17 protein-coding genes are annotated in these 18534 nt (G+C 60.1%); 8 read left to right on the top strand and 9 right to left on the bottom strand.

Features of this window, described 5'->3' with window-relative positions:
- Positions 1-4: 4 nt before the first annotated feature.
- Both AC0V6V_RS11440 and AC0V6V_RS11435 read left to right on the top strand, forming a co-directional pair.
- Positions 5-2779, top strand: coding sequence for a phosphoenolpyruvate carboxylase (locus AC0V6V_RS11440; protein WP_486166394.1), 2775 nt, complete (start codon positions 5-7; stop codon positions 2777-2779).
- A gap of 143 nt (positions 2780-2922) precedes the next feature.
- Positions 2923-3777 (top strand): L,D-transpeptidase family protein, encoded by an 855-nt coding sequence (locus tag AC0V6V_RS11435; RefSeq protein WP_486165500.1) that lies wholly within the window; start codon positions 2923-2925, stop codon positions 3775-3777.
- Positions 3778-3815: 38 nt separating this feature from the next.
- On the opposite strand, the gene tilS is transcribed toward AC0V6V_RS11435, so the two are convergent.
- The 5 genes from tilS to AC0V6V_RS11410 all read right to left on the bottom strand — a co-directional run bounded on the left by tilS (position 3816) and on the right by AC0V6V_RS11410 (position 9916).
- Positions 3816-4784 carry a tRNA lysidine(34) synthetase TilS gene (gene tilS, locus AC0V6V_RS11430; RefSeq protein WP_486165499.1) on the bottom strand — a complete coding sequence of 323 codons (969 nt, stop codon included), beginning with the start codon at positions 4782-4784 and terminating at the stop codon, positions 3816-3818.
- A 43-nt stretch (positions 4785-4827) separates the two neighbouring features.
- Complete coding sequence (locus tag AC0V6V_RS11425; protein WP_486165498.1) at positions 4828-5799, bottom strand: tetratricopeptide repeat protein; 972 nt, start codon at positions 5797-5799, stop codon at positions 4828-4830.
- A gap of 291 nt (positions 5800-6090) precedes the next feature.
- Positions 6091-6912 carry a helix-turn-helix domain-containing protein gene (locus AC0V6V_RS11420; protein WP_486165497.1) on the bottom strand — a complete coding sequence of 274 codons (822 nt, stop codon included), beginning with the start codon at positions 6910-6912 and terminating at the stop codon, positions 6091-6093.
- A 176-nt stretch (positions 6913-7088) separates the two neighbouring features.
- Positions 7089-9359, bottom strand: coding sequence for a phosphoenolpyruvate--protein phosphotransferase (gene ptsP / locus AC0V6V_RS11415; protein ID WP_486165496.1), 2271 nt, complete (start codon positions 9357-9359; stop codon positions 7089-7091).
- A 389-nt stretch (positions 9360-9748) separates the two neighbouring features.
- Positions 9749-9916: a YdcH family protein gene (locus tag AC0V6V_RS11410; RefSeq protein ID WP_486137318.1), complete on the bottom strand. Its 168-nt coding sequence runs from the start codon at positions 9914-9916 to the stop codon at positions 9749-9751.
- Positions 9917-10238: 322 nt separating this feature from the next.
- Here AC0V6V_RS11410 and AC0V6V_RS11405 point away from each other — a divergent pair, with 322 nt between their 5' ends.
- The gene (locus tag AC0V6V_RS11405) at positions 10239-10448 is read left to right on the top strand and encodes a YdcH family protein (protein WP_486165495.1); all 210 of its coding nucleotides are present in this window, start codon (positions 10239-10241) and stop codon (positions 10446-10448) included.
- A gap of 128 nt (positions 10449-10576) precedes the next feature.
- A complete protein-coding gene (locus AC0V6V_RS11400; RefSeq protein WP_486165494.1) occupies positions 10577-11038 on the top strand; it encodes a DUF1465 family protein in 462 nt (153 codons plus the stop codon).
- Between the two features lie 116 nt (positions 11039-11154).
- Here AC0V6V_RS11400 and glpK read toward each other — a convergent pair whose 3' ends face one another.
- On the bottom strand, positions 11155-12624 hold the full coding sequence (glpK, locus tag AC0V6V_RS11395) for a glycerol kinase GlpK (RefSeq protein ID WP_486165493.1): 1470 nt from the start codon (positions 12622-12624) through the stop codon (positions 11155-11157).
- Between the two features lie 96 nt (positions 12625-12720).
- Between glpK and AC0V6V_RS11390 the strand changes: the two genes are divergently transcribed.
- The 3 genes from AC0V6V_RS11390 (at position 12721) to AC0V6V_RS11380 (ending at position 15308) form a co-directional block, all read left to right on the top strand.
- On the top strand, positions 12721-13593 hold the full coding sequence (locus AC0V6V_RS11390) for an MBL fold metallo-hydrolase (protein ID WP_486165492.1): 873 nt from the start codon (positions 12721-12723) through the stop codon (positions 13591-13593).
- A gap of 88 nt (positions 13594-13681) precedes the next feature.
- Positions 13682-14683, top strand: a complete 1002-nt coding sequence (gene nadA / locus AC0V6V_RS11385; RefSeq protein ID WP_486165491.1) for a quinolinate synthase NadA — start codon at positions 13682-13684, stop codon at positions 14681-14683.
- A 40-nt stretch (positions 14684-14723) separates the two neighbouring features.
- Positions 14724-15308, top strand: a complete 585-nt coding sequence (locus AC0V6V_RS11380) for a prolyl hydroxylase family protein (RefSeq protein ID WP_486165490.1) — start codon at positions 14724-14726, stop codon at positions 15306-15308.
- 64 nt (positions 15309-15372) lie between these two features.
- Here AC0V6V_RS11380 and AC0V6V_RS11375 read toward each other — a convergent pair whose 3' ends face one another.
- Positions 15373-16263, bottom strand: coding sequence for a DMT family transporter (locus tag AC0V6V_RS11375; protein ID WP_486165489.1), 891 nt, complete (start codon positions 16261-16263; stop codon positions 15373-15375).
- A 67-nt stretch (positions 16264-16330) separates the two neighbouring features.
- Here AC0V6V_RS11375 and AC0V6V_RS11370 point away from each other — a divergent pair, with 67 nt between their 5' ends.
- Positions 16331-17449 carry an alkene reductase gene (locus AC0V6V_RS11370; RefSeq protein ID WP_486165488.1) on the top strand — a complete coding sequence of 373 codons (1119 nt, stop codon included), beginning with the start codon at positions 16331-16333 and terminating at the stop codon, positions 17447-17449.
- Here the strand turns inward: AC0V6V_RS11370 and AC0V6V_RS11365 are convergent, their stop codons facing one another.
- Together AC0V6V_RS11365 and lipB are read right to left on the bottom strand one after the other, a co-directional pair.
- Positions 17450-17818: a hypothetical protein gene (locus tag AC0V6V_RS11365; RefSeq protein ID WP_486165487.1), complete on the bottom strand. Its 369-nt coding sequence runs from the start codon at positions 17816-17818 to the stop codon at positions 17450-17452.
- Positions 17803-18516, bottom strand: coding sequence for a lipoyl(octanoyl) transferase LipB (gene lipB, locus AC0V6V_RS11360; protein WP_486165486.1), 714 nt, complete (start codon positions 18514-18516; stop codon positions 17803-17805). The genes AC0V6V_RS11365 and lipB overlap by 16 nt, the downstream gene beginning before the upstream one ends.
- Between the last annotated feature and the right edge of the window lie 18 nt (positions 18517-18534).

Here is an 18534-nt window from a genome sequence, read left to right as displayed (position 1 = left end):
ACCTATGAAATCCGTCACCGACCTCCACACCCGGCTGAGCGATCTGCACCAGCAGACGCGCGAGACGCCGCTGTTTAATCCGGTGTTCCAGCTGGGGCTGGACCTGTCGCGCGCACTCGAAGGCGGCAATGTCAATCTCGATGAGCTTGAGAGCATGGTCGCTGAACTGGAATGCGCCAGCCTGCAATCGCGCGCCTCGCGATTACGCCGCTTGGTCTCGCCCATTTCCAAAGAGGCGAACCGCGATGCGCTTAGCGACAGCCTGTCAGGGGCGAGCGATTTTGCCGAGCTGCGAGCGCGCTGGGAAAACCCCAGCCTGCACGCCGTATTTACCGCGCACCCGACTTTCCTGCTGACACCAGAGCAATCAGACGCGGTGGCCACAGCCGCCGGCCGCGATGGCGATATCGGCAAAGAAGTGTGCGTGACCGGCACCCAGCGCCCAGCGATCACCCTGCAATATGAGCATGACCGCGCGATGCGAGCCATCGGCCATGCGCAGGATGCGCGTGATGCCATCGTCAGCGATGTGCTGAGCCATGCTCAAGGCACTTGGCCCGACCAATGGCAAGAGCTAGCCCCCGTGCCGTTCCGCTTCGCCACCTGGGTCGGGTATGACATGGACGGGCGGACCGACATCAAATGGTACACCTCCATCGGCTTCCGCTTGGCCGAGAAAGCCGAGCGCCTGGGCCGCTATGCTGATAGTCTGGCCGCGATTGATGGCGAACACAGCCTGATCAAGACCCTGCGCGACGCTCAGAACCACGCAGCGCTCAGCGCGCGCGAGTTTACCAGCGATCTCAGCTCTCCAGAGGCGCTTTCGCTCGCGGCGAACCGGCTGACCGCTGACAATCCGGCCAAGCTGCTGTCGCTCAAACCCCTGATTGCGCAGCTCGAAGACGAAGCCAGCACAGCTGAAGCCGCACATGCCGTTGCGCTCAAAACGCTGGCGGCGGCGATGCGCGCCGACGGCCTAGGCATGGCGCATGTGCATTTCCGCGTGAACGCCAAACAGCTTCACAACGGTATCCGCCGCCGGATTGATCCGGACAACACGCTCGATCTCGCCAGCAAGGGCGCCATGGCAACGCTGCGCAAACTGCTGGGCGAAGTGAAGCCGCTGCGCACTAATTTCGCATCGCTCGCGATCGAAAGCTCAACGGCGATCCGGCAGTTTCTCGCGATGGCGCAAATCCTCGGCTCTGTGGATGCCGACACCCCGATCCGCATGCTCATCGCGGAATGCGAGCAGCCCTCCACCATTCTCGCCGCGCTCTATTTCTCAAAACTGTTCGGGATTGAGGACAAAGTCGACGTCTCGCCTTTGTTTGAGACCGAAAGCGCGCTGGAGCACGGCGGACGTTTCCTAGAGGCGCTGTGCGCTGAGCCGGAATATCAGGCCTATGCCCGCACGCGCGGCCGGGTCTGCATTCAGACCGGTTTCTCCGATGCAGGCCGGTTCGTCGGTCAAATCCCTGCCAGCCTTGCGATTGAACGGCTGCAAGGGCGCATGGCGCAGGCCATGGCGAAAAACGGCCTCAATGATGTCTCCGCGCTCATCTTCAACACCCACGGTGAGAGCATGGGCCGCGGCGCGCACCCCAGCGGCTTTGACGACCGGCTCGCATGGCCGCTCAGCCCGTGGGCGCGCAGCCGCTTTGCAGCGAAAGACATCGTGCTGGAGCCTGAGGTCAGTTTCCAGGGCGGCGATGGCTACATGTTCTTCGCCACGCCAGAGCTCGCCCGCGCGACATTGACCCGGATTGCGACTGCGCCGCTCAATGATCCGGCAGCGGCCGATGATCCATTCTACAGCCGCACCGATATCAGTCTGGATTTCTACCGCGCCATCCGCGCGAACCAACGCCAGCATCTGCGCAGCCAGACCTATTCGCGCGCGGTCACCGCGTTCGGCTTGGGCCTGCTCAATTCCACCGGCAGCCGCGTTTCTCGCCGTCAGTCTGACCTCTCGGCGGATCGCGACATGTCGCTGCGCCAGATCCGCGCAATTCCGCACAATTCGATCCTGCAACAGCTCGGCTATCCGGTGAACATCATCTCCGGCATCGGCAGCGCGGCGGATGGCAATTATGAAGAGCTGGCCGCCCTGATCAAAGAAAGCCCGCGCGGACGCCAATTGATCCGCTTGGCGCGCGCCTCCAATGCGCTTGCCAGCATCAAGACGGTTGCCGCCCACGGGGAGCTGTTCAACTCCGCCTATTGGGCCAGCCGGCCCTATCGCGGCACGGAGAGCCATCTGTCTGCCGCGTGCGAGACATTGGCCGAATATCTCACCAAGGATGACCGCACCGGAGTGTTCCGCAAACTCGCTTCGCGCCTGCGCGTTGACGCGCTTAAATTCCACCGCCTGCTCGATTTGATCCCGGATGAAGCACCGCTGGAAGACCGTGAGAACACCCGCCGCACCATCGGCGCTGCGCAGGCCCTACGCCTCGCGCTGATGCAGCATATTTTCCTGCGTGCCGTCTCGATCCCGGCCTTTAGCCGCGCGAATGATATCAGCCGCGATGATGTGCTGGAGATGGTGTTCAGCCTCAGGATTGAAGACGCGCTGGCACAGCTGCGCCGCGCCTTCCCAACCTCTTTCCCTCAACCAGAAGATTTCGCTGTCGATGCGGCGAGCGATTATCCTGATGGCGATAACGAAGGCTATGCGCAGATTGGCCGTGATTACATCGATCCAATCGAGCGCGCGTATAATCTGATGCTGAGGCTGACGACGGCCATCGCGAACGAATTTGGCGCCCATGGGTGATCTGGAAACGGCGGGGGAGTGCGACCACAATTCAGCTAACACTCGCCCTGCCGTTAACACTTTCGCATGGGGACCGTCTCGCGAAGGGACGCGCCTTCGTTAGCCTCTAGCGACTCACGAAAGTTTACGGCATAATGCGCCGCATGTTAAAACTCATAAAATCCGCCCGCATTGCTGCCGCGATCACCATCGTTTCGCTTGCTGGCACATCTAGCCTAGCCGACGATCAGACCCCTGCTGCTGAAGCAGCGGAGGCCGCAGAACAAGTGGCCGATGCCGCCGCTCAAGAGGCGATCCGCCCAATCGATCCAACGACTGGTGGCGAATCGCTGGTGATTGATCCGAGCCTACCGGCCCCATACGATCCAGCAGCCGCTGAGATCGCCGCTGGCCTGCCGCCAATTGGCGAGGTCGCTTCAGAGGCGCCGGAAACCACGCCGCGCGCCGCTGGCCGGGAAGCGGGTGTAACCGCAGCTCGCATGATTTCTCGCGAGATTATCCAAGACGTGCCACCTCCTCCGCCAGAGCCGGACGATCCCTTCGTGGTGAATTCGATCCTGCCGATTGAAGGCACGATCCGCTATGGCGAGTGGTTCTGGGACGAGAGCAACGCGCCCAAGACCGGTAAGCTGGTGATCACGGTTGACCTTGATGCCCGCGTGATCAGCGCATTTCGCGATGGCCACGAAATCGGCACCGCCGTTGCTCTGCTTGGCACCAAATCACACCCAACCCCGCTCGGCACGTTCCCCATCCTGACCAAGGAAAAGGACAATGTGTCTGAGAAATATAACAACGCGCCGATGCCTTACACGCTGCGCCTGACCTGGGATGGCATCGCCATTCACGGCTCGCCAGTGCTGAATGGTTATGCCAGCCACGGCTGTGTCGGTGTGCCAGAAGAATTCGCAGCCAAATTGTTCGCCATCGCTAAGCGCGGCGACAAGGTTGTGATTACACGCGGCCAGATGATCGGCGTGGGGGACGCAATCATCTGATCCGCTGATGCGGTGTGCGCAAACGCGCCGAGCGCTGCTTAGTGCACCGCTCTGGGCGGTTCGGGGGCGAACCGCCACACCCGCATCATCATTCCCAGTTTCGCGATTTTTTCCGTTCCCGGCGTAATCAGCACGCCAGACAGCGAAGCATTGTCGCCCTCCCACAGGCGGTCGAATGCGCGGCCTGCTTCGCTGCGGCTCGCCTGTCCGCCAAGCGCAGCGATGATGCGAATGATCGTCTCAATCGAGATCGCGCGCGGAACATTGGCGTAATATTTGTATTCGGGCGCGCCGCCGCTGCCCTCTTCTCGGTAAACCTGAGTTTCCCAGTCCTCATCCGCGTACCATTCGATTGCTCGCCAGGCGTCCGAGAGGTGCTGCGCGCTGTTTGCGAGCGCGCTGGCATCGAGCCAATCGGCTTCCGCAATGCGTGTGCGCATCCGCGCCCGGTCATAGCGATCGTCGCGGTTGGATGGGTCGTCGGCGGCGGTAATTCCGGCATCCGCGACCACCTGTTCCAGCTCAGCCTTGCGCCAGCTCAGCAGCGGGCGCAGCAGCGCCATCTCAGTTCCAGGCAGTTTGGTCGCAGCGCGCACTCCGGCAAGGCCAGACAGACCGCTGCCCCTGCCAAGGCGCATCAGCAGGGTCTCCGCCTGATCATCAGCATGATGCGCGGTCGCGACCGCTCCAAGCTGATGATCCGCCGCCCACTCGGCGAGCGCAGCGTAGCGCGCATCGCGCGCCTTCGCCTGCACATTCCCGCTCGCAAGCTCAACGCTCAATGCAGCGAAAGGCACGCTGAGCTCGGCGCAAATACGCTCCACCAATGCCACTTCGCTCGCGGCCTCAGCTCTCAGCCCATGATTGACGCTGGCGACCGTAATATCGCCGCCATTTTCGGCCGCCGACGCCTGCGCGATCAGCAGCATTGCAAGGCTGTCTGCCCCGCCTGAAACAGCCAACCCGAGCGGCCCTCGGCGTTCATCCAGTGGCCACAGCGCGAGCAAATCCTCGCGCCATCGCGTGATCAGATCAGATGAGACGCGCCTATCAATTGCAGGTCACTCGCTGGCGATTGCGTTCATATTGATTGGACAGGCGCCCGCTGGCGAGCGCCGGATAGGTCTCGCCGAACTCCGCCAATGCGATGCAGGCCCGGTTGGTGTCATTAAGCGCGATCATCGCCTCTGAGAGATAGAGCAGGCTATCGGGCGCACGCGGGGCTTGACGGTCAGCCTGATAATTGCGCAGGAACCACTTGGCGGCCTCTTCCGGCATATTGTCATCGAGATAGGCGCGGCCAAGCAGATTGCGGCCATAAGTCACGCGCCAATGCGAGCCATATTGCTCGACAAAGCTGTTTAACTGCTGCCGAGCTTCAGGATAATAGCCTGCGTTCCACAGGCGGAAGCCGTAGGAATATTCATCGTCGGCAGGGTCTTCTGTGATCGGCTTTGTAATCGCCTGCACAGCCGCTAGGCGCTCTGCGCTTGGTCCGCTGGTCGAAGCAGATGTGCTGTCACCGGCAGACTGGCTGCCCGTAGCCGATGCGCCATTGCTCATCGCGCTAAGGTTGCTGTCGGAGGCACCGAAATCAGTTCCCGTGTCGATGCCAGGCGCAGGGACACCGGCCGATTCAAGTGCGGTCACCCGGGCTTCAACTTGGCTGATCGAATTGCCGTTCTGCTCCGCAAGGGCAGTCAACTGCTGCAATTGCTGCTCCATCGCATCGAGCCGCGCGAGAATATCGGTAACCGCTGTGGTCGAATTGCTGTTCGCCGGGCGAGCAGTGGTCTCACCGGGTGCAATTTGCGGCTCAAAAAAGCGGCCATCGCCGCCGGGGAAGACATTGCGCTGGAGCGCGCGAATTTCCGCCTCAATCTTGCGCAGGCGCGCCTCAGAAATGTCTTGTGCCATGGATGGTACAGGCGTGGTCGCGACAACCGCCGCAGCCAATCCAGCGGCGAGCATGCGCCCTCCGGCTTTGGCGGAAAAAACACGGTTTGAAATGAGTGCGCGCATCTTCGATCTGGCTCCCTCTGTGCAATTGCGGCGCTTTACCAAGCGATTAAGACCCCGCGCCATGGCCAAAAGCCTCCGATCCTGAGGCAATTGCAGCACGGCGCATGCGTCTTTTGGTGTAAAGCGCATGAATATAGCCCGAATCTGTGCCGAGGTCATGACGTCAAGTCGAGGGCCATAGGGGCGAAAATCCGTGGGTAAGATGCCCAGACGCGGTAAATAGCGGCATGCGCGGCGCATTTCGCGCCAACTGGCCTCATGCACTTTCAGTCCGGCTAGGCCAAATTCGCGTTACGTATCTGGGGTCGCTTCTTGGTCCGCCTGCTGCGCACGGGCGAGCAAAGCATCGGCAGAGATCGCGACATCGCGCATGATGAAATCATCCTCTGCCAATTTGGGCACAGACTTGCCATCAATCGTAATCGCAAAGGCATCAGGCCGCCCGGTCCATATTTGGGGACCTTGCGCGTCGGATGGGATTTCAAAGCGCTCACCGCTGGCCATCTGCTTTTGCAGCAGCTGGTTATCATTGGCATCATAGAATTTGACCCAGACGCCTTCTTCCAATGCGGTAAAGACGACCTGCCCATTGCTGCTCGCTGCATTGTCGCCAGCTGCCCCGGCTCCTGCATTTTCGCCGCCATCAGCCAATACGGGCTCATCGCCCGCCAGAGGCGCGGGGCCAGTGCCCGATCCATAGTAAGACGAATAGAATGTCGCCATTCCGGCTATCAACAGGACCGCGGCGAAGGCCCCTGCCCACGCGAGGCCGGAAGATGGCAGTTTTGCCGCATCGCCCGGCTCCATGCCGAGCGGGACCATTTCGCGTCCAGCCTCTGCGGTGCTGAGTTCTGCGCGAACTTGATCAGCAATCTCCGCCTCATCCAGCCCCATCATCCGCGCATAAGTGCGCGAGAATCCGATTGCGTAGGTGCGTGCAGGCAGAGCAGAAAAGTCACCCGTTTCAATCACTTCTAAATGACGTTCCGGAATGCGCGTTTCGGCGGTAACTTGCTCTAGCGAGAGGCCGCGCTCTTTGCGCGCACGGCGCAATTGCGCGCCCACGCTCTCGAGGGGCAGTTCTTCAACCGCTGTTTCTTGTTCGTCGTCCATGACTCGAACCATACGACCTTTTGTTTGCGGGCCTTTGAACAGACCCCTATTTTCCCCGAAGGTGCTTTGCAGCAAACAATCGGTTGCAGCCTGCGCTGTCAAGCATTCTTGCAGTTCGTCGCATCCCCATTCCGACAGAACGGCGCTGACGCACGCTCAGTTAACACACGAATGCGTCAATCGGTTTCAATACCGCGATCAGCCGCCCAGCGGCTCAGCTCGTCGCGCAGATTGACGCCGGGGTCTGCCAGCCAATCATTCATTCTCTGCGTGATCTCTTTCAGATCAACCTTGCGCACCAATTCCTTGATCGGACCAACCGCGGCAGGTGTGATCGACAGGCGCCGGAAACCAATGCCGAGCAGCGCCAAGGCCTCCAGCCGCCGGCCGCCCATCTCGCCGCACACGCCAAGCGCCACATCCGTGCCCGTCGTCGATTGCGTAACGCGGCGCAGGAACCGCATGATCGATGGGCTGAGCCAGTCATAGCGCTCAGCGAGCAATGGGTTCGCTCGGTCCGCGGCAAACAGGAATTGGGTGAGGTCATTGGTGCCAACGGAGAGGAAACTCAGCTTCGGACAGAGGATATCGAGAACTTCGGCGAGCGCGGGCACTTCCAGCATGGCACCATAATAGATCGCATCCGGGATCAGCTTCTTCTTGGAACGCATGAAAGCGAGCTGCTCTTCAAAAACGGTCTTGGCCGCATCAAATTCCCATGGCTCTGATACCATTGGGAACATCACATAGAGCGGGCGTCCGGCAGAGGCCTCAAGCAAAGAGCGCGCTTGAACCTTCAGCAGGCCCTCACGTTCCAGCGCCAGTCGCAAGGCGCGCCAACCCATCGCCGGGTTTTCATCATCATTCGCCTGGCTAGATGCAAGATAAGGCACCGCTTTATCGCCGCCGATATCAACGGTGCGGAAAATCACCGGCTTATCGCCAGCCGCCTCTAACACATCGCGGTAGAGCTTTGTCTGCCGTTCGCGCTGAGGCAGAGTGGCGGAGACGAGAAACTGAAATTCCGTGCGAAACAGGCCGACACCGTCCGCGCCGGTCATCGCGAGCGAGCTCATGTCATCGCGTAGCCCGGCATTCATCATCACCTCGATGCGAGTGCCGCAGCGGGTGAAAGGCTCCACATCGCGCAATTCCGCATAGGCGGCCTGCTTCTCGCGCGATTTGGAGAAACGCGCATCAAACGCCTCGGCCATTTGCGCACTCGGCCTTACCGTCGCGCTGGCCTTGTCAGCGTCGAGCAAAATCTCATCGCCCTCGCGAATAATGCCGCGCAGGCCGGCTGCTCGGCCAAGCACTGGTACGCCCATGGCCCGCGCAACGATCACGACGTGAGCGGTTAGCGAGCCTTCCTCCAGGATCACGCCTTTCAATCGGCGGCGATCATATTCGAGCAATTCGGCAGGGCCCAGATTGCGCGCGATCAAAATAGTATCGCGGCGCAGTCCTTGACTCGCCGCCGTGCCAAGCTGGCCAGAGACAATTCGCAGCAGCCGGTTGGAGAGATCTTCCAGGTCGTGCATGCGGTCCGCCAGCAGCGCGTCATCAATCTCACGCATGCGCATCCGGGTCCGCTGCTGAACCCGCTCAATCGCGGCCTCTGCGGTCAGGCCGCTGTCGATCGCCTCGTTGATACGACGCGACCAGCCCTCATCATAAGCGAACATTTTATAGGTCTCGAGCACTTCCTCATGCTCTCCGCCAACACCGAACTCCGCTTGACTGGAGAGGTGATCGATCTGCTCTCGCATCTTGTCGAACGCGCGGTAAACCCGCGCTCGCTCGGCCTCAATATCGTCGGCCATGACCTGTTCGATCTGGACGCGTGGCTGGTGATAGACCGCGAGCCCGGAGGCGAGACCCTTCACCAAAGCCAGACCGTTCAAGGTTTGCGTGCCAGTTAAGCCCTCGGCGAGGCCGCGTGCTTCCTCTTCATCAACCAATTCGGCATTGGCGATCAGTTCGGACAGCACCATCGCGGTGGTCTGCAGAGCCTCGATCTCGACATCTTCATAGCGGCGCGGCTCGACATGCTGGACGCAAAGCACGCCCACGGCCCGCTCCCGGTAGACAATCGGCACGCCGGCAAAGGAGTGGAATTTTTCCTCACCTGTTTCCGGGCGATAGAGAAAGTCAGGATGCGCCTTTGCTTCGGCCAGGTTGAGCGTCTCAACCTTATCAGCGATCGTCCCGGTCAGCCCTTCGCCAATCGCCATTCGCGTGACGTGCACCGCTTCCTTGTTCAGACCCTTGGTCGCGAACAATTCCAGCATGCTTTCGCGCAGCAAATAGATCGAACACACCTCACTGCGAAGACTCTCGCCAACAATGTCGACGACAGAATCGAGCTTGCCCTGCGCATGCATACGCGAGGCCATCACCTCATGCAGGCGGGTGAGGATTTTACGAGCAGAGGCGGCGGCGGTCATCACCGCTCCTAACTAGGCAATGGCGCCTGCAAAAGCAAAGCCGCCACCATGTGAAATTGCATTCGTAATCGCGGCTTTGATTGCGGGCGCGGATTCAGGCCCTGTTGATAAACTCCCTCGGGTCACGGCGATACAAGAAACGGCCAGCTAAAGGAGTGAGGACGAAGGACATGCTATTGCATATTCAAGGACGAACGACGCTTAGCTGGCCGTTTCTTGTGTCGTACCGGAGGGATTTGACCAAAATTCGCCCTCACGGCGTTGCAATCACTTGAAAGTGCGCCGCACTTCCTGCGTAATCGCGCCCTGTGAAAGGCGAATTTTGCTTCAAACCGTGACCCCGAGGGAGTTTATCAACAGGGCCTAAGTGCTGTGCGACCAGGTTGAAGTTAGATGCGCTGGATCTCTTCCTTCAAACGCAATTTGCGCTTTTTTAGCGCTTGAATAGTGGCAGCATCAGGCACGGGCCGGTTCATCTCGTCGCGCAATTGAGCGTCAAGCCCAGCGTGCTTTGTTTCAAGCGCGTTGACGTGGGATAATCCTGCAAACGATGCCATAAATGATCTCCATCATGATGAGGTTCAACAAACCCCTGTTGGAGCGACTCGCCTGCGTGCGGACGAACCGCCGAAAGACATAGAACCATAAGATCGCTCGCTTGCAAAGCGGTACATTAAGGCCATTACGTGGCACGTGGCTGGCATCGGGCAAATGCCCTTGGTAAAGTGCCATTCCCGCTGAACTGCCATCGCATTCGCACTTAGGCGGAACGCCTAGGACAGAAGTTTATTTGATAGGCTTATTGGTATCTTTGCGCGGATCGGCATAATGCGCACGAACAGCAATGCATAAGAACCCATAAGAGAGTGATGCACCCGCATGAATCAGGCTGAACTTGAAAAGCGGCTGACCTTATTGGTGTCGGAGCACCGCGATCTCGACGTCGCGATTGATGCCCTCACCGAGGCGGGGCAGATTAGCGGTTCGATTGATCAATTGCAGATCGCGCGGCTGAAGAAGCGCAAATTGCGGCTGAAGGATCAGATCGCGCTAATCGAAGATCGTCTGCTACCCGATATTATTGCGTAACCCCGTGAGGCGGACGGAATTCTGCGGCTGTTTGTGTATCAGCGCGGGACGGTTTGCACTTTAACCCAGATAATCTGGTTACCAAGCTGGCGACACTTTCGCATCGAGCCTAGCAAACTGGGCTATATATGACCCGCACCCCCAACCTTTCTCGCCCGATCATTGAGGCCCTCTATTCAGAGGCGCTCATTCTCGCTGATGATGTCCGCGCCGTGTTCGCGCTTGGCACCAAAGAGCCGGGTATGGGCGAGAACGACGAGGTGCGCCTGGCCCTTTCGATTGAGGGGCTGAAAACCACCACGCGCATGATGCATGTGCTCGCTTGGCTACTGAACCAGCGCGCTTATTTTTCTGGCGAACTGACCGAGAACCAGGTTCGCCGTCATGGCGAATTGCCCGGCGACCGCGACAGCGATGCGTCGCAATTGGCCAAGCTGGAGCCGGAAACCCGCGAGCTGATTGAAGAAACTGTGAAGCTGCATGGCCGGATCGCCCGGCTTGATGAAGCATGGCGCAAAGACTTCGAAGTGGCCTCGCCAGCACGCGCGTTTCAAGACAAGATTGGCCGCGCCTTCGGGCGTTTCGGGTAGAGGTTTCTGCGGCGTTCCGGAGCTAGCCCGCGCCCTCCACCCTTCCACCCGGATTGTCTCCCGGTAGGCTCCGGGTGGAAGGGTGGAGGGCGCGGGCTGGCTATGGCATGCTAAAACTAAGCCGCCGCCAGCGCCTTCTTCCATCGAGCCAAGCGCTCTTCACGCACATCTTCCGACATTGCCGGCATAAAGCTGTTGAGCCGGCCGCGCATCGCCTGCGCAGCCGCTGAGAGGTCGCTGTGCATCCCTGCCCCCGCTGCCGCCAACATTGCTGCGCCTAGCGCGGTTGTTTCGACGAATTCCGGCCGTTCGACGGTAATGTCGAGCACATCGGCCAAATCCTGAGCCATCCAATCATTGGCGCTCATCCCGCCATCGATCCGCAAGGTGCCCCAACCGGTGCCATCCTTGGCGAAGGCCGATGCGAGGTCATGCGTTTGATGCGCCATCGCCTCCAAAGCCGCCCTCGCCAATTCCGCCTTGCCGCTCGCAAAGCTCAGGCCAGAGATCAGACCGCGCGCCTCCGCCCGCCAATGCGGCGCGCCAAGCCCAGCGAGCGCCGGGACAATCGTGACCCCGCCCGTGTCAGGGATGCTGCGCGCCAGCTCCTCTGTCTGGCTGGCGACATCCACAATACCGAGCGTATCTCTCAGCCATTGGACCAGCGAGCCAGCCACAAAGACCGAGCCCTCGATCGCATAGGTCCGCTGCCCGCCAATCTGCGTCAGAACGGTCCCGAGCAGGCGGTTTTGCGAGCGCGGGATCTGCACACCTTGATTGGTCAGCACAAACGCGCCGGTGCCGTAAGTCGCCTTGGTCTCCCCCGGCGAGAGGCAGGCCTGGCCAATCGTCGCCGCTTGCTGATCGCCGACCATGCTAGTGATCGGGATTGTGCGGCCAAAGATGTCAGGCGAGGTCTCAGCCAAGGCACCTGACATATCGACCACCTCGGGCAGAGCGGAATGCGGCACGCCCAGCAATTCGCACAGGCCCGCATCAAATTGCGCGCCATCCAGTTCAAGCAGCAGCGTGCGGCTCGCATTGCTGGCGTCAGAGATATGACGGCCCGCCGCCAGCTTAAACGTCAGCCAGCTCTCAATCGTGCCAAAGGCCAAAGTGCCCTTATCCGCCGCAGCGCGCACCTCAGCCGAATTGTCCATCAGCCAGCGCATTTTCGTGCCGGAGAAATAGGGATCAAGGAGCAAGCCGGTGCGCTTTTGCACATCCGCCTCATGCCCCTCCGCGCGCAGACCGACACAGAAAGGCTCCGTCCGCCGGTCCTGCCACACGATCGCGCGGGCGAGCGGTTCGCCAGTGGCTTTGTCCCATGCAACCACGGTCTCGCGCTGGTTGGTGATGCCGATGCAGGCAATGCGCTCTGCCCCGCCCACTTTCTCGATCACGGCGCGCGCGCAGGCCAAGGTCTTGTCCCAAATCTCCGCTGCGTCATGCTCTACCCAGCCGGCCTGCGGATAATGCTGCGTCAGTTCTTCCTGAGCGCTGCCATGAAATGCACCCGCCGCATCGAACAACATCGCGCGGGTCGAGGTGGTGCCTTCATCTAGGACAAGAATGTAGTCGGACATGGGATCCCTTACTGAATTGTCTGGAGCCACCCGCTCCGGCGCGAAACAAATAACTGCCGCGTGACATGTGCCATTCTCCCATTCATATGCAAGTGCATGACCGGACTACCTGAAAAACCCTGGCCCACGGGCACCGCAGAACAGCTTGATCCGCTGATCCGCCGGGTGCTTGCGCCCAATCCATCGCCTTACACCTACACTGGCACGCAGAGTTATGTGGTCGGCGCGGGCGATGATGTGGCGGTGATCGATCCGGGGCCGAGCGAGCCTGCACATATCGACGCAATTCTGGCGACCGTGGGCGATGCGAAAATTGCCGCGATTATGTGCACCCACACGCACCGCGATCATTCGCCCGCCGCTGCGCCTTTGGCTGAGCGCACGGGTGCGCCGATTGTCGGCTGCGCGCCGCTGGTGCTGAAATCGGATCGCCCGCGCGCCGACGAATCCTTTGACACCACCTATGCGCCTGACCGGGTTCTGGAAGACGGCGAGCAGATGACCGGCACAGGCTGGACGCTCACCGCCGTGCACACGCCGGGCCACACCTCCAACCATCTGTGCTTTGCGCTGGAAGAGAGCAAAGCGCTGTTCACCGGTGATCATGTGATGGGCTGGTCAACCAGCGTCGTCATCCCGCCCGATGGTGACATGGGCGAATATATGAAAAGCCTGGAGCGGCTGATGGCGCGCGATGACGCGGTCTATCACGCGGCCCACGGCGCAGCGATCACCAAGCCTCAGCAGCTGGTGCGCGGGATGATCGGCCACCGCCGCCAGCGCGAAAACCAGATCTTGCGCCTGATGGGTGAGGCCGCCCGGCCAATCCCGGAGTTCATTCCTGCCATGTATAAGGGGCTGGATGAGCGGCTGATCCCAGCGGCGGAAATGAGCGTCGAGGCGCATCTCATCGATCTGGAAAAACGCGGGCTAGCCGCTCAGGACGCAGGCGTCTGGCGCACGATCTGAGCTGGGCCTAAGCCACCAATTCTGCTCGATTTCGCCGCATTTCCTACCTATATGACCCAAGCAACTGAATTTCACGGGATCTGATTTTATGACCGCCCCAACCAAAGTGCCCTCTGGCAAAGACTTGCTGGCCGAGATTGATCGCCTGCGCAAAGAACGCAATGCGGTGATCCTGGCGCATTATTATCAGACGCCCGATATTCAGGACATCGCCGATTATGTTGGCGACTCGCTCCAGCTCAGCCAGATGGCGGCGGATACGGATGCGGATGTGATCGCGTTCTGCGGCGTGAAATTTATGGCCGACACCGCAAAAATCCTCTCGCCAGAGAAGATCGTCGTGCTGCCCGATATGGATGCCGGGTGCAGCCTAGAAGACAGCTGTCCGCCCGAGAAGTTCAAGGCTTTCCGCGAGGCGCATCCCGATCACATCGCGCTGACCTACATCAATTGCTCGACCGAGGTGAAGGCGCTCTCGGACATCATCGTCACCAGCTCCAGCGCGGAAACGATCCTGCAGCAGATCCCCGAAGAGCAGAAGATCATCTTTGGCCCGGACCGCCACCTTGGCGGCTATCTGGCGCGCAAGTTCAACCGCGAAATGCTGCTGTGGCCGGGCGTGTGCATCGTGCACGAGGCATTTAGCGAGACGGAGCTGCTCAAGCTCAAAGAACAGCACCTCGATGCGCCAATCGCCGCGCACCCGGAATGCCCGCCGACGATTGTCGATCATGCCGATTATGTCGGCTCAACCAGCGGCATTTTGAAATTTGCGCAGGAGTTTGAAGGCGACACGCTGATCGTCGCGACCGAGCCGCACATCATTCACCAGATGGAAAAGGCTCTGCCGGAGAAGAACTTTATCGGCGCGCCGGGTGCTGACGGCAACTGCTCCTGCAATATCTGCCCCTACATGGCGCTCAACACCATGGAGAAGCTCTATGTCGCGCTGCGCGACCTCGAGCCGCAAATCGTGATTGAGGAAGACCTGCGCCTGAAAGCCAAGGAAAGCCTCGACCGGATGCTCGGCATGGCCGGCGGCACCGTGGGCCTAGGCGATCTGGGCAAGGTCGCGTTCACGGCGGATTGAGCATCTTTTTTAGACGAACAGCAAAAATTGGAATTAGCTTATGGATGTCCTTGATTGGCAGACCGAGCATATAGGTGTCATACGGAATTTCCTCTCAAAGGCTGAGTGCGAAGACCTCATAGCATCGAGTGAAAAGTCCGGTTACGACAATGCGACCATTAATGATGCAGTCGGAGCCATATTGCGTCCCGACATTCGCAACAATACTCGAGTAATCTCGGACGATATGTCATTGGCTGACCAGCTTTGGCAAAGACTCGCGCCGAGCCTTGAAAACCCATTTTTTGGGCATTGGAGACCAGACCGGTTGAACGAACGGATGCGTTTTTACAAATACACTGAAGGGCAACAGTTCGATTGGCACCTTGATGGCACCTACGACCCAGGCGACAGAACCCGTAGCGTGTTGACGTTCATGGTTTATTTGAATGAGGAATTCGAAGGCGGTGAAACAGTCTTTAGCTCCCAGAGTGGTCCGAATTACATAATAAGCCACAGCGTCAAAGCCGAAACAGGCATGGCGTTGTTATTCTTTCACCGTGTGCCGCATAAGGGTTCCAAGGTGGTAAGTGGGGCCAAATATGTTCTTCGATCTGACGTGATGTTTGAGCGGTTGGCGAGTTGAACGAACAAGCCGCTAAATTGTCTTAGAGGCCAGCGTTTGCTTGCAAGAGTGGTCACCTTATCGGTCAACCACTCTTCATACGAGCAATCACCAAAGCGCTACCGACCAGTACCATCCCAAGCAAATCGAGCGGCGTCAGCACTTCGCAAAACACGCTATATCCAATCAGCGCCGCGACTGCGGGCTGGGTCAGCAGCGCCAGCCCAATGATCAGCGGCGGAAAGTGGCCTAGCGAATAGACCAGTAGCCCCTGCCCAATCAGCTGGCTGCTCACAAACAGGATCAGGATCGGCGTCCAATCGGTCGGCCACACCGGCTCACCCAGCGCCAATGCGAGCGCGAGCAGCACCGGGCAGGCAAACACGCTGACCCACACCAGCAGGCTCCACGAGCCAAACCGCGCCCGCTCACCCTGCAACGTGATCAGGTAGATCGCGTAAAGCAGCCCTGCGGCGAGACAAAAGAGATCGCCGACAAAGGTCGAGGTCGAAATCTCAAGACTGCGCCCGAGCAGGATCGCAGCACCGGTGAGAGCGCACACAATCGCGAGCCATTCAAATCCGCGCGGCAACATGCGCGCCATGACAAAGCCGGAAAATAGCAGGATGATCGACCCGGCATTGCCAAACAGGGTCGCATTGCCCAGCCGGGTGAGCCCAATCCCAATATGCCAGCTCGCCAGATCCAGCGCGAATGCGGTCGCGCCCAAAGCCACCAGCACCAACGTCTTGCGCGGCATCCCGCCCAGCCGCTGACCGCTTAGCCGCGCGAACAGCACCAAAAATGGCAGCGCTAGGAATAGGCGCCAGAACCCCGCACTCACCGGGCCGGTATCCGACAGACGCACAAGCCAGGGCCCGGTCGCAAGGGCGATATTTCCGCCCAGCAAAGCCGCCAGCAGCAGCGCAGCTCTCGCATCGAACGGCTGTTTTTGAGGCGCCCCAGCGTTTTCCATGCTTGCGCCCTAGCCCGCAATTCCCCAAGTGCTCAAATACAAAAGATTGCAAAAGAGGACCAACCCTATGCACGATGCTCTCTTCCAGCCGCTCACAATGGGCGCGCTTGAGGCCAAGAACCGTATCTTTATGGCGCCGCTCACACGCGGGCGCGCGGCCGAACCGATGTTTGTGCCGAACGCCTTGATGGGCACATATTATCGCCAGCGCAGCGGTGCCGGCATGATCCTGACCGAGGCGACTGGAATCAGTGTAGAGGGCCTGGGCTGGCCATCAGCGCCCGGCATCTGGACCGACGAGCAGACCGAAGCATGGAAGCCGATCGTTGAGGGCGTGCATGAAGAAGGCGGCATGATCGTCATGCAGCTGTGGCATATGGGCCGGATCGTTCACCCCTATTTCCTCGACGGGAACCCGCCGCTTTCCGCCAGCGCGACGACTGCACCGGGCGAGGCGCACACGCCGATTGGCAAGCAGCCTTATGCAGAGGCTCGCGCGGCCACGCTCGACGATATCAAGCGCACGATTGGTGACTATCACCGCGCGGCTGAGAATGCGAAGAAGGCCGGATTTGATGGCGTGCAATTGCACGGCGCCAATGGCTATTTCATCGACCAGTTCCTGCGCGACAAGACGAACCTGCGCACCGATGAATATGGCGGCTCACCTGAGAACCGCACCCGCTTGATGCGCGAAGTGCTGGAGGCGCTGATCGATGTGTGGGGCGCAGACCGGGTTGGCATTCGCCTGTCACCCAATGGCGACTCGCAAGGCACCGATGACAGCAATCCAGAGGCAACCTTTGGCGCAGCGGCTAAGGTCTGCAATGATCTGGACCTCGCCTTTGTTGAGCTGCGCCAGCCGGGCCCAGATGGCACCTTCGGCCAGACGGATGTGCCTAAGCAGGATGGTGTGATCCGCGAGCACTACAAAGGAGCGCTGATTCTGAACTCTGATTACAGCGCTGAGGAAGCCGATGCCGATGTGACCAGCGGTCGCTGCGATGCGGTCAGCTTTGGCCGTCCGTACATCTCCAACCCTGATCTGGAAAAGCGGATCGCAGCGGGCGCGCATTTCAACCCGAACACCAATGTGCCTAAGAGCTGGTACTTCCCAATTGCGGAAGGCTACATCGACTATCCGACGCTGGAAGAAGAACAGGCGAGCGCAGAAAACGCGGCCTGATTACTGGCCTGCGTCCTCTTGGGGCGCAGGTTCAGAGGGCGTTTCTGGGGCCGGAGCATCAGCGGATGCTTCGGCCTCTGCCGTTTCAGCATCGTCGTCGCCCGAAGCTTCGCCGGCGTCATCCGCATCGCTACCACCGCCCGAGGAGCCTGGCGCATCGCTGGCACGCGGGGCCAATGGCGATTGTGAGCGGACTTCCTCCAGCGGCAGCATATCGTCGCTGATCGATCCGCCCAGCACGTCGCCGGTGGCTTCTGCCACCTCTTCGCCGCTGCTCGCCTCTGGCGCGGCATCATCACCGCATGCCGCCATTGCCAAGGCCAGCGGAGCGAGCATAGCCGCACGGATAGGAATTATTGTGATGCGCATCTTCGTGCTTCGGCCTTATCGAGTGTTTCCAAAAATTCGCCAGCATGGGCGATCAGCGCCTCGTCCCATTTGGCGGGAGAAATGTCGAGGCCCAAGCGCGATAGGCTGGTGACGCCGTATTCGTCGATCCCGCATGGGACGATCCCAGTGAAATGGGTGAGGTCTGGGTCAAGATTAACGGAGACCCCATGCATCGTGACCCAGCGCCGCACGCGCACGCCAATCGCGCCAATCTTTGCCTCGCGCCCATCGACATCCTTGGTCCAGATGCCGACCCGGCCATCGACCGCCCAACTCTCCACCCCAAACTCGCGCAAGGCGGCAATCACCCAGCCCTCCAGCGCATGGACAAAGCAGCGCACGTCTTTGCCGCGCTGATTCAGATCGAGCATGACATAGCCGATCCGCTGTCCGGGTCCGTGGTAGGTGTAGCGTCCGCCGCGCCCAGCCTTAACGACCTCAAATCGCGGATCGAGCAGCTCGTCGTCTGCCGCGCTTGTACCAGCGGTGTATACGGGAGGATGTTCGAGCAGCCACACCTGCTCGCGCTCGCTTCCCTCGGCAATCGCCTGGTTGCGCGCCTCCATCTCAGCCAAGGCCTCTGTGTAAGGCACCTGGCGCTCCTCACGCCGCCAATCGATCGCGGTAATCGATGATGCGGGCAAGGTATCTGGTGATGTCTTGGCGGCGGCGGTCATATGGTGATTGCTTGGGGG

This window comes from Erythrobacter sp. S249 (assembly GCF_057364975.1).
The sequence above is the reverse complement of the archived record's forward strand: the minus strand, read 5'-3'. Positions and strand labels throughout refer to the sequence as shown.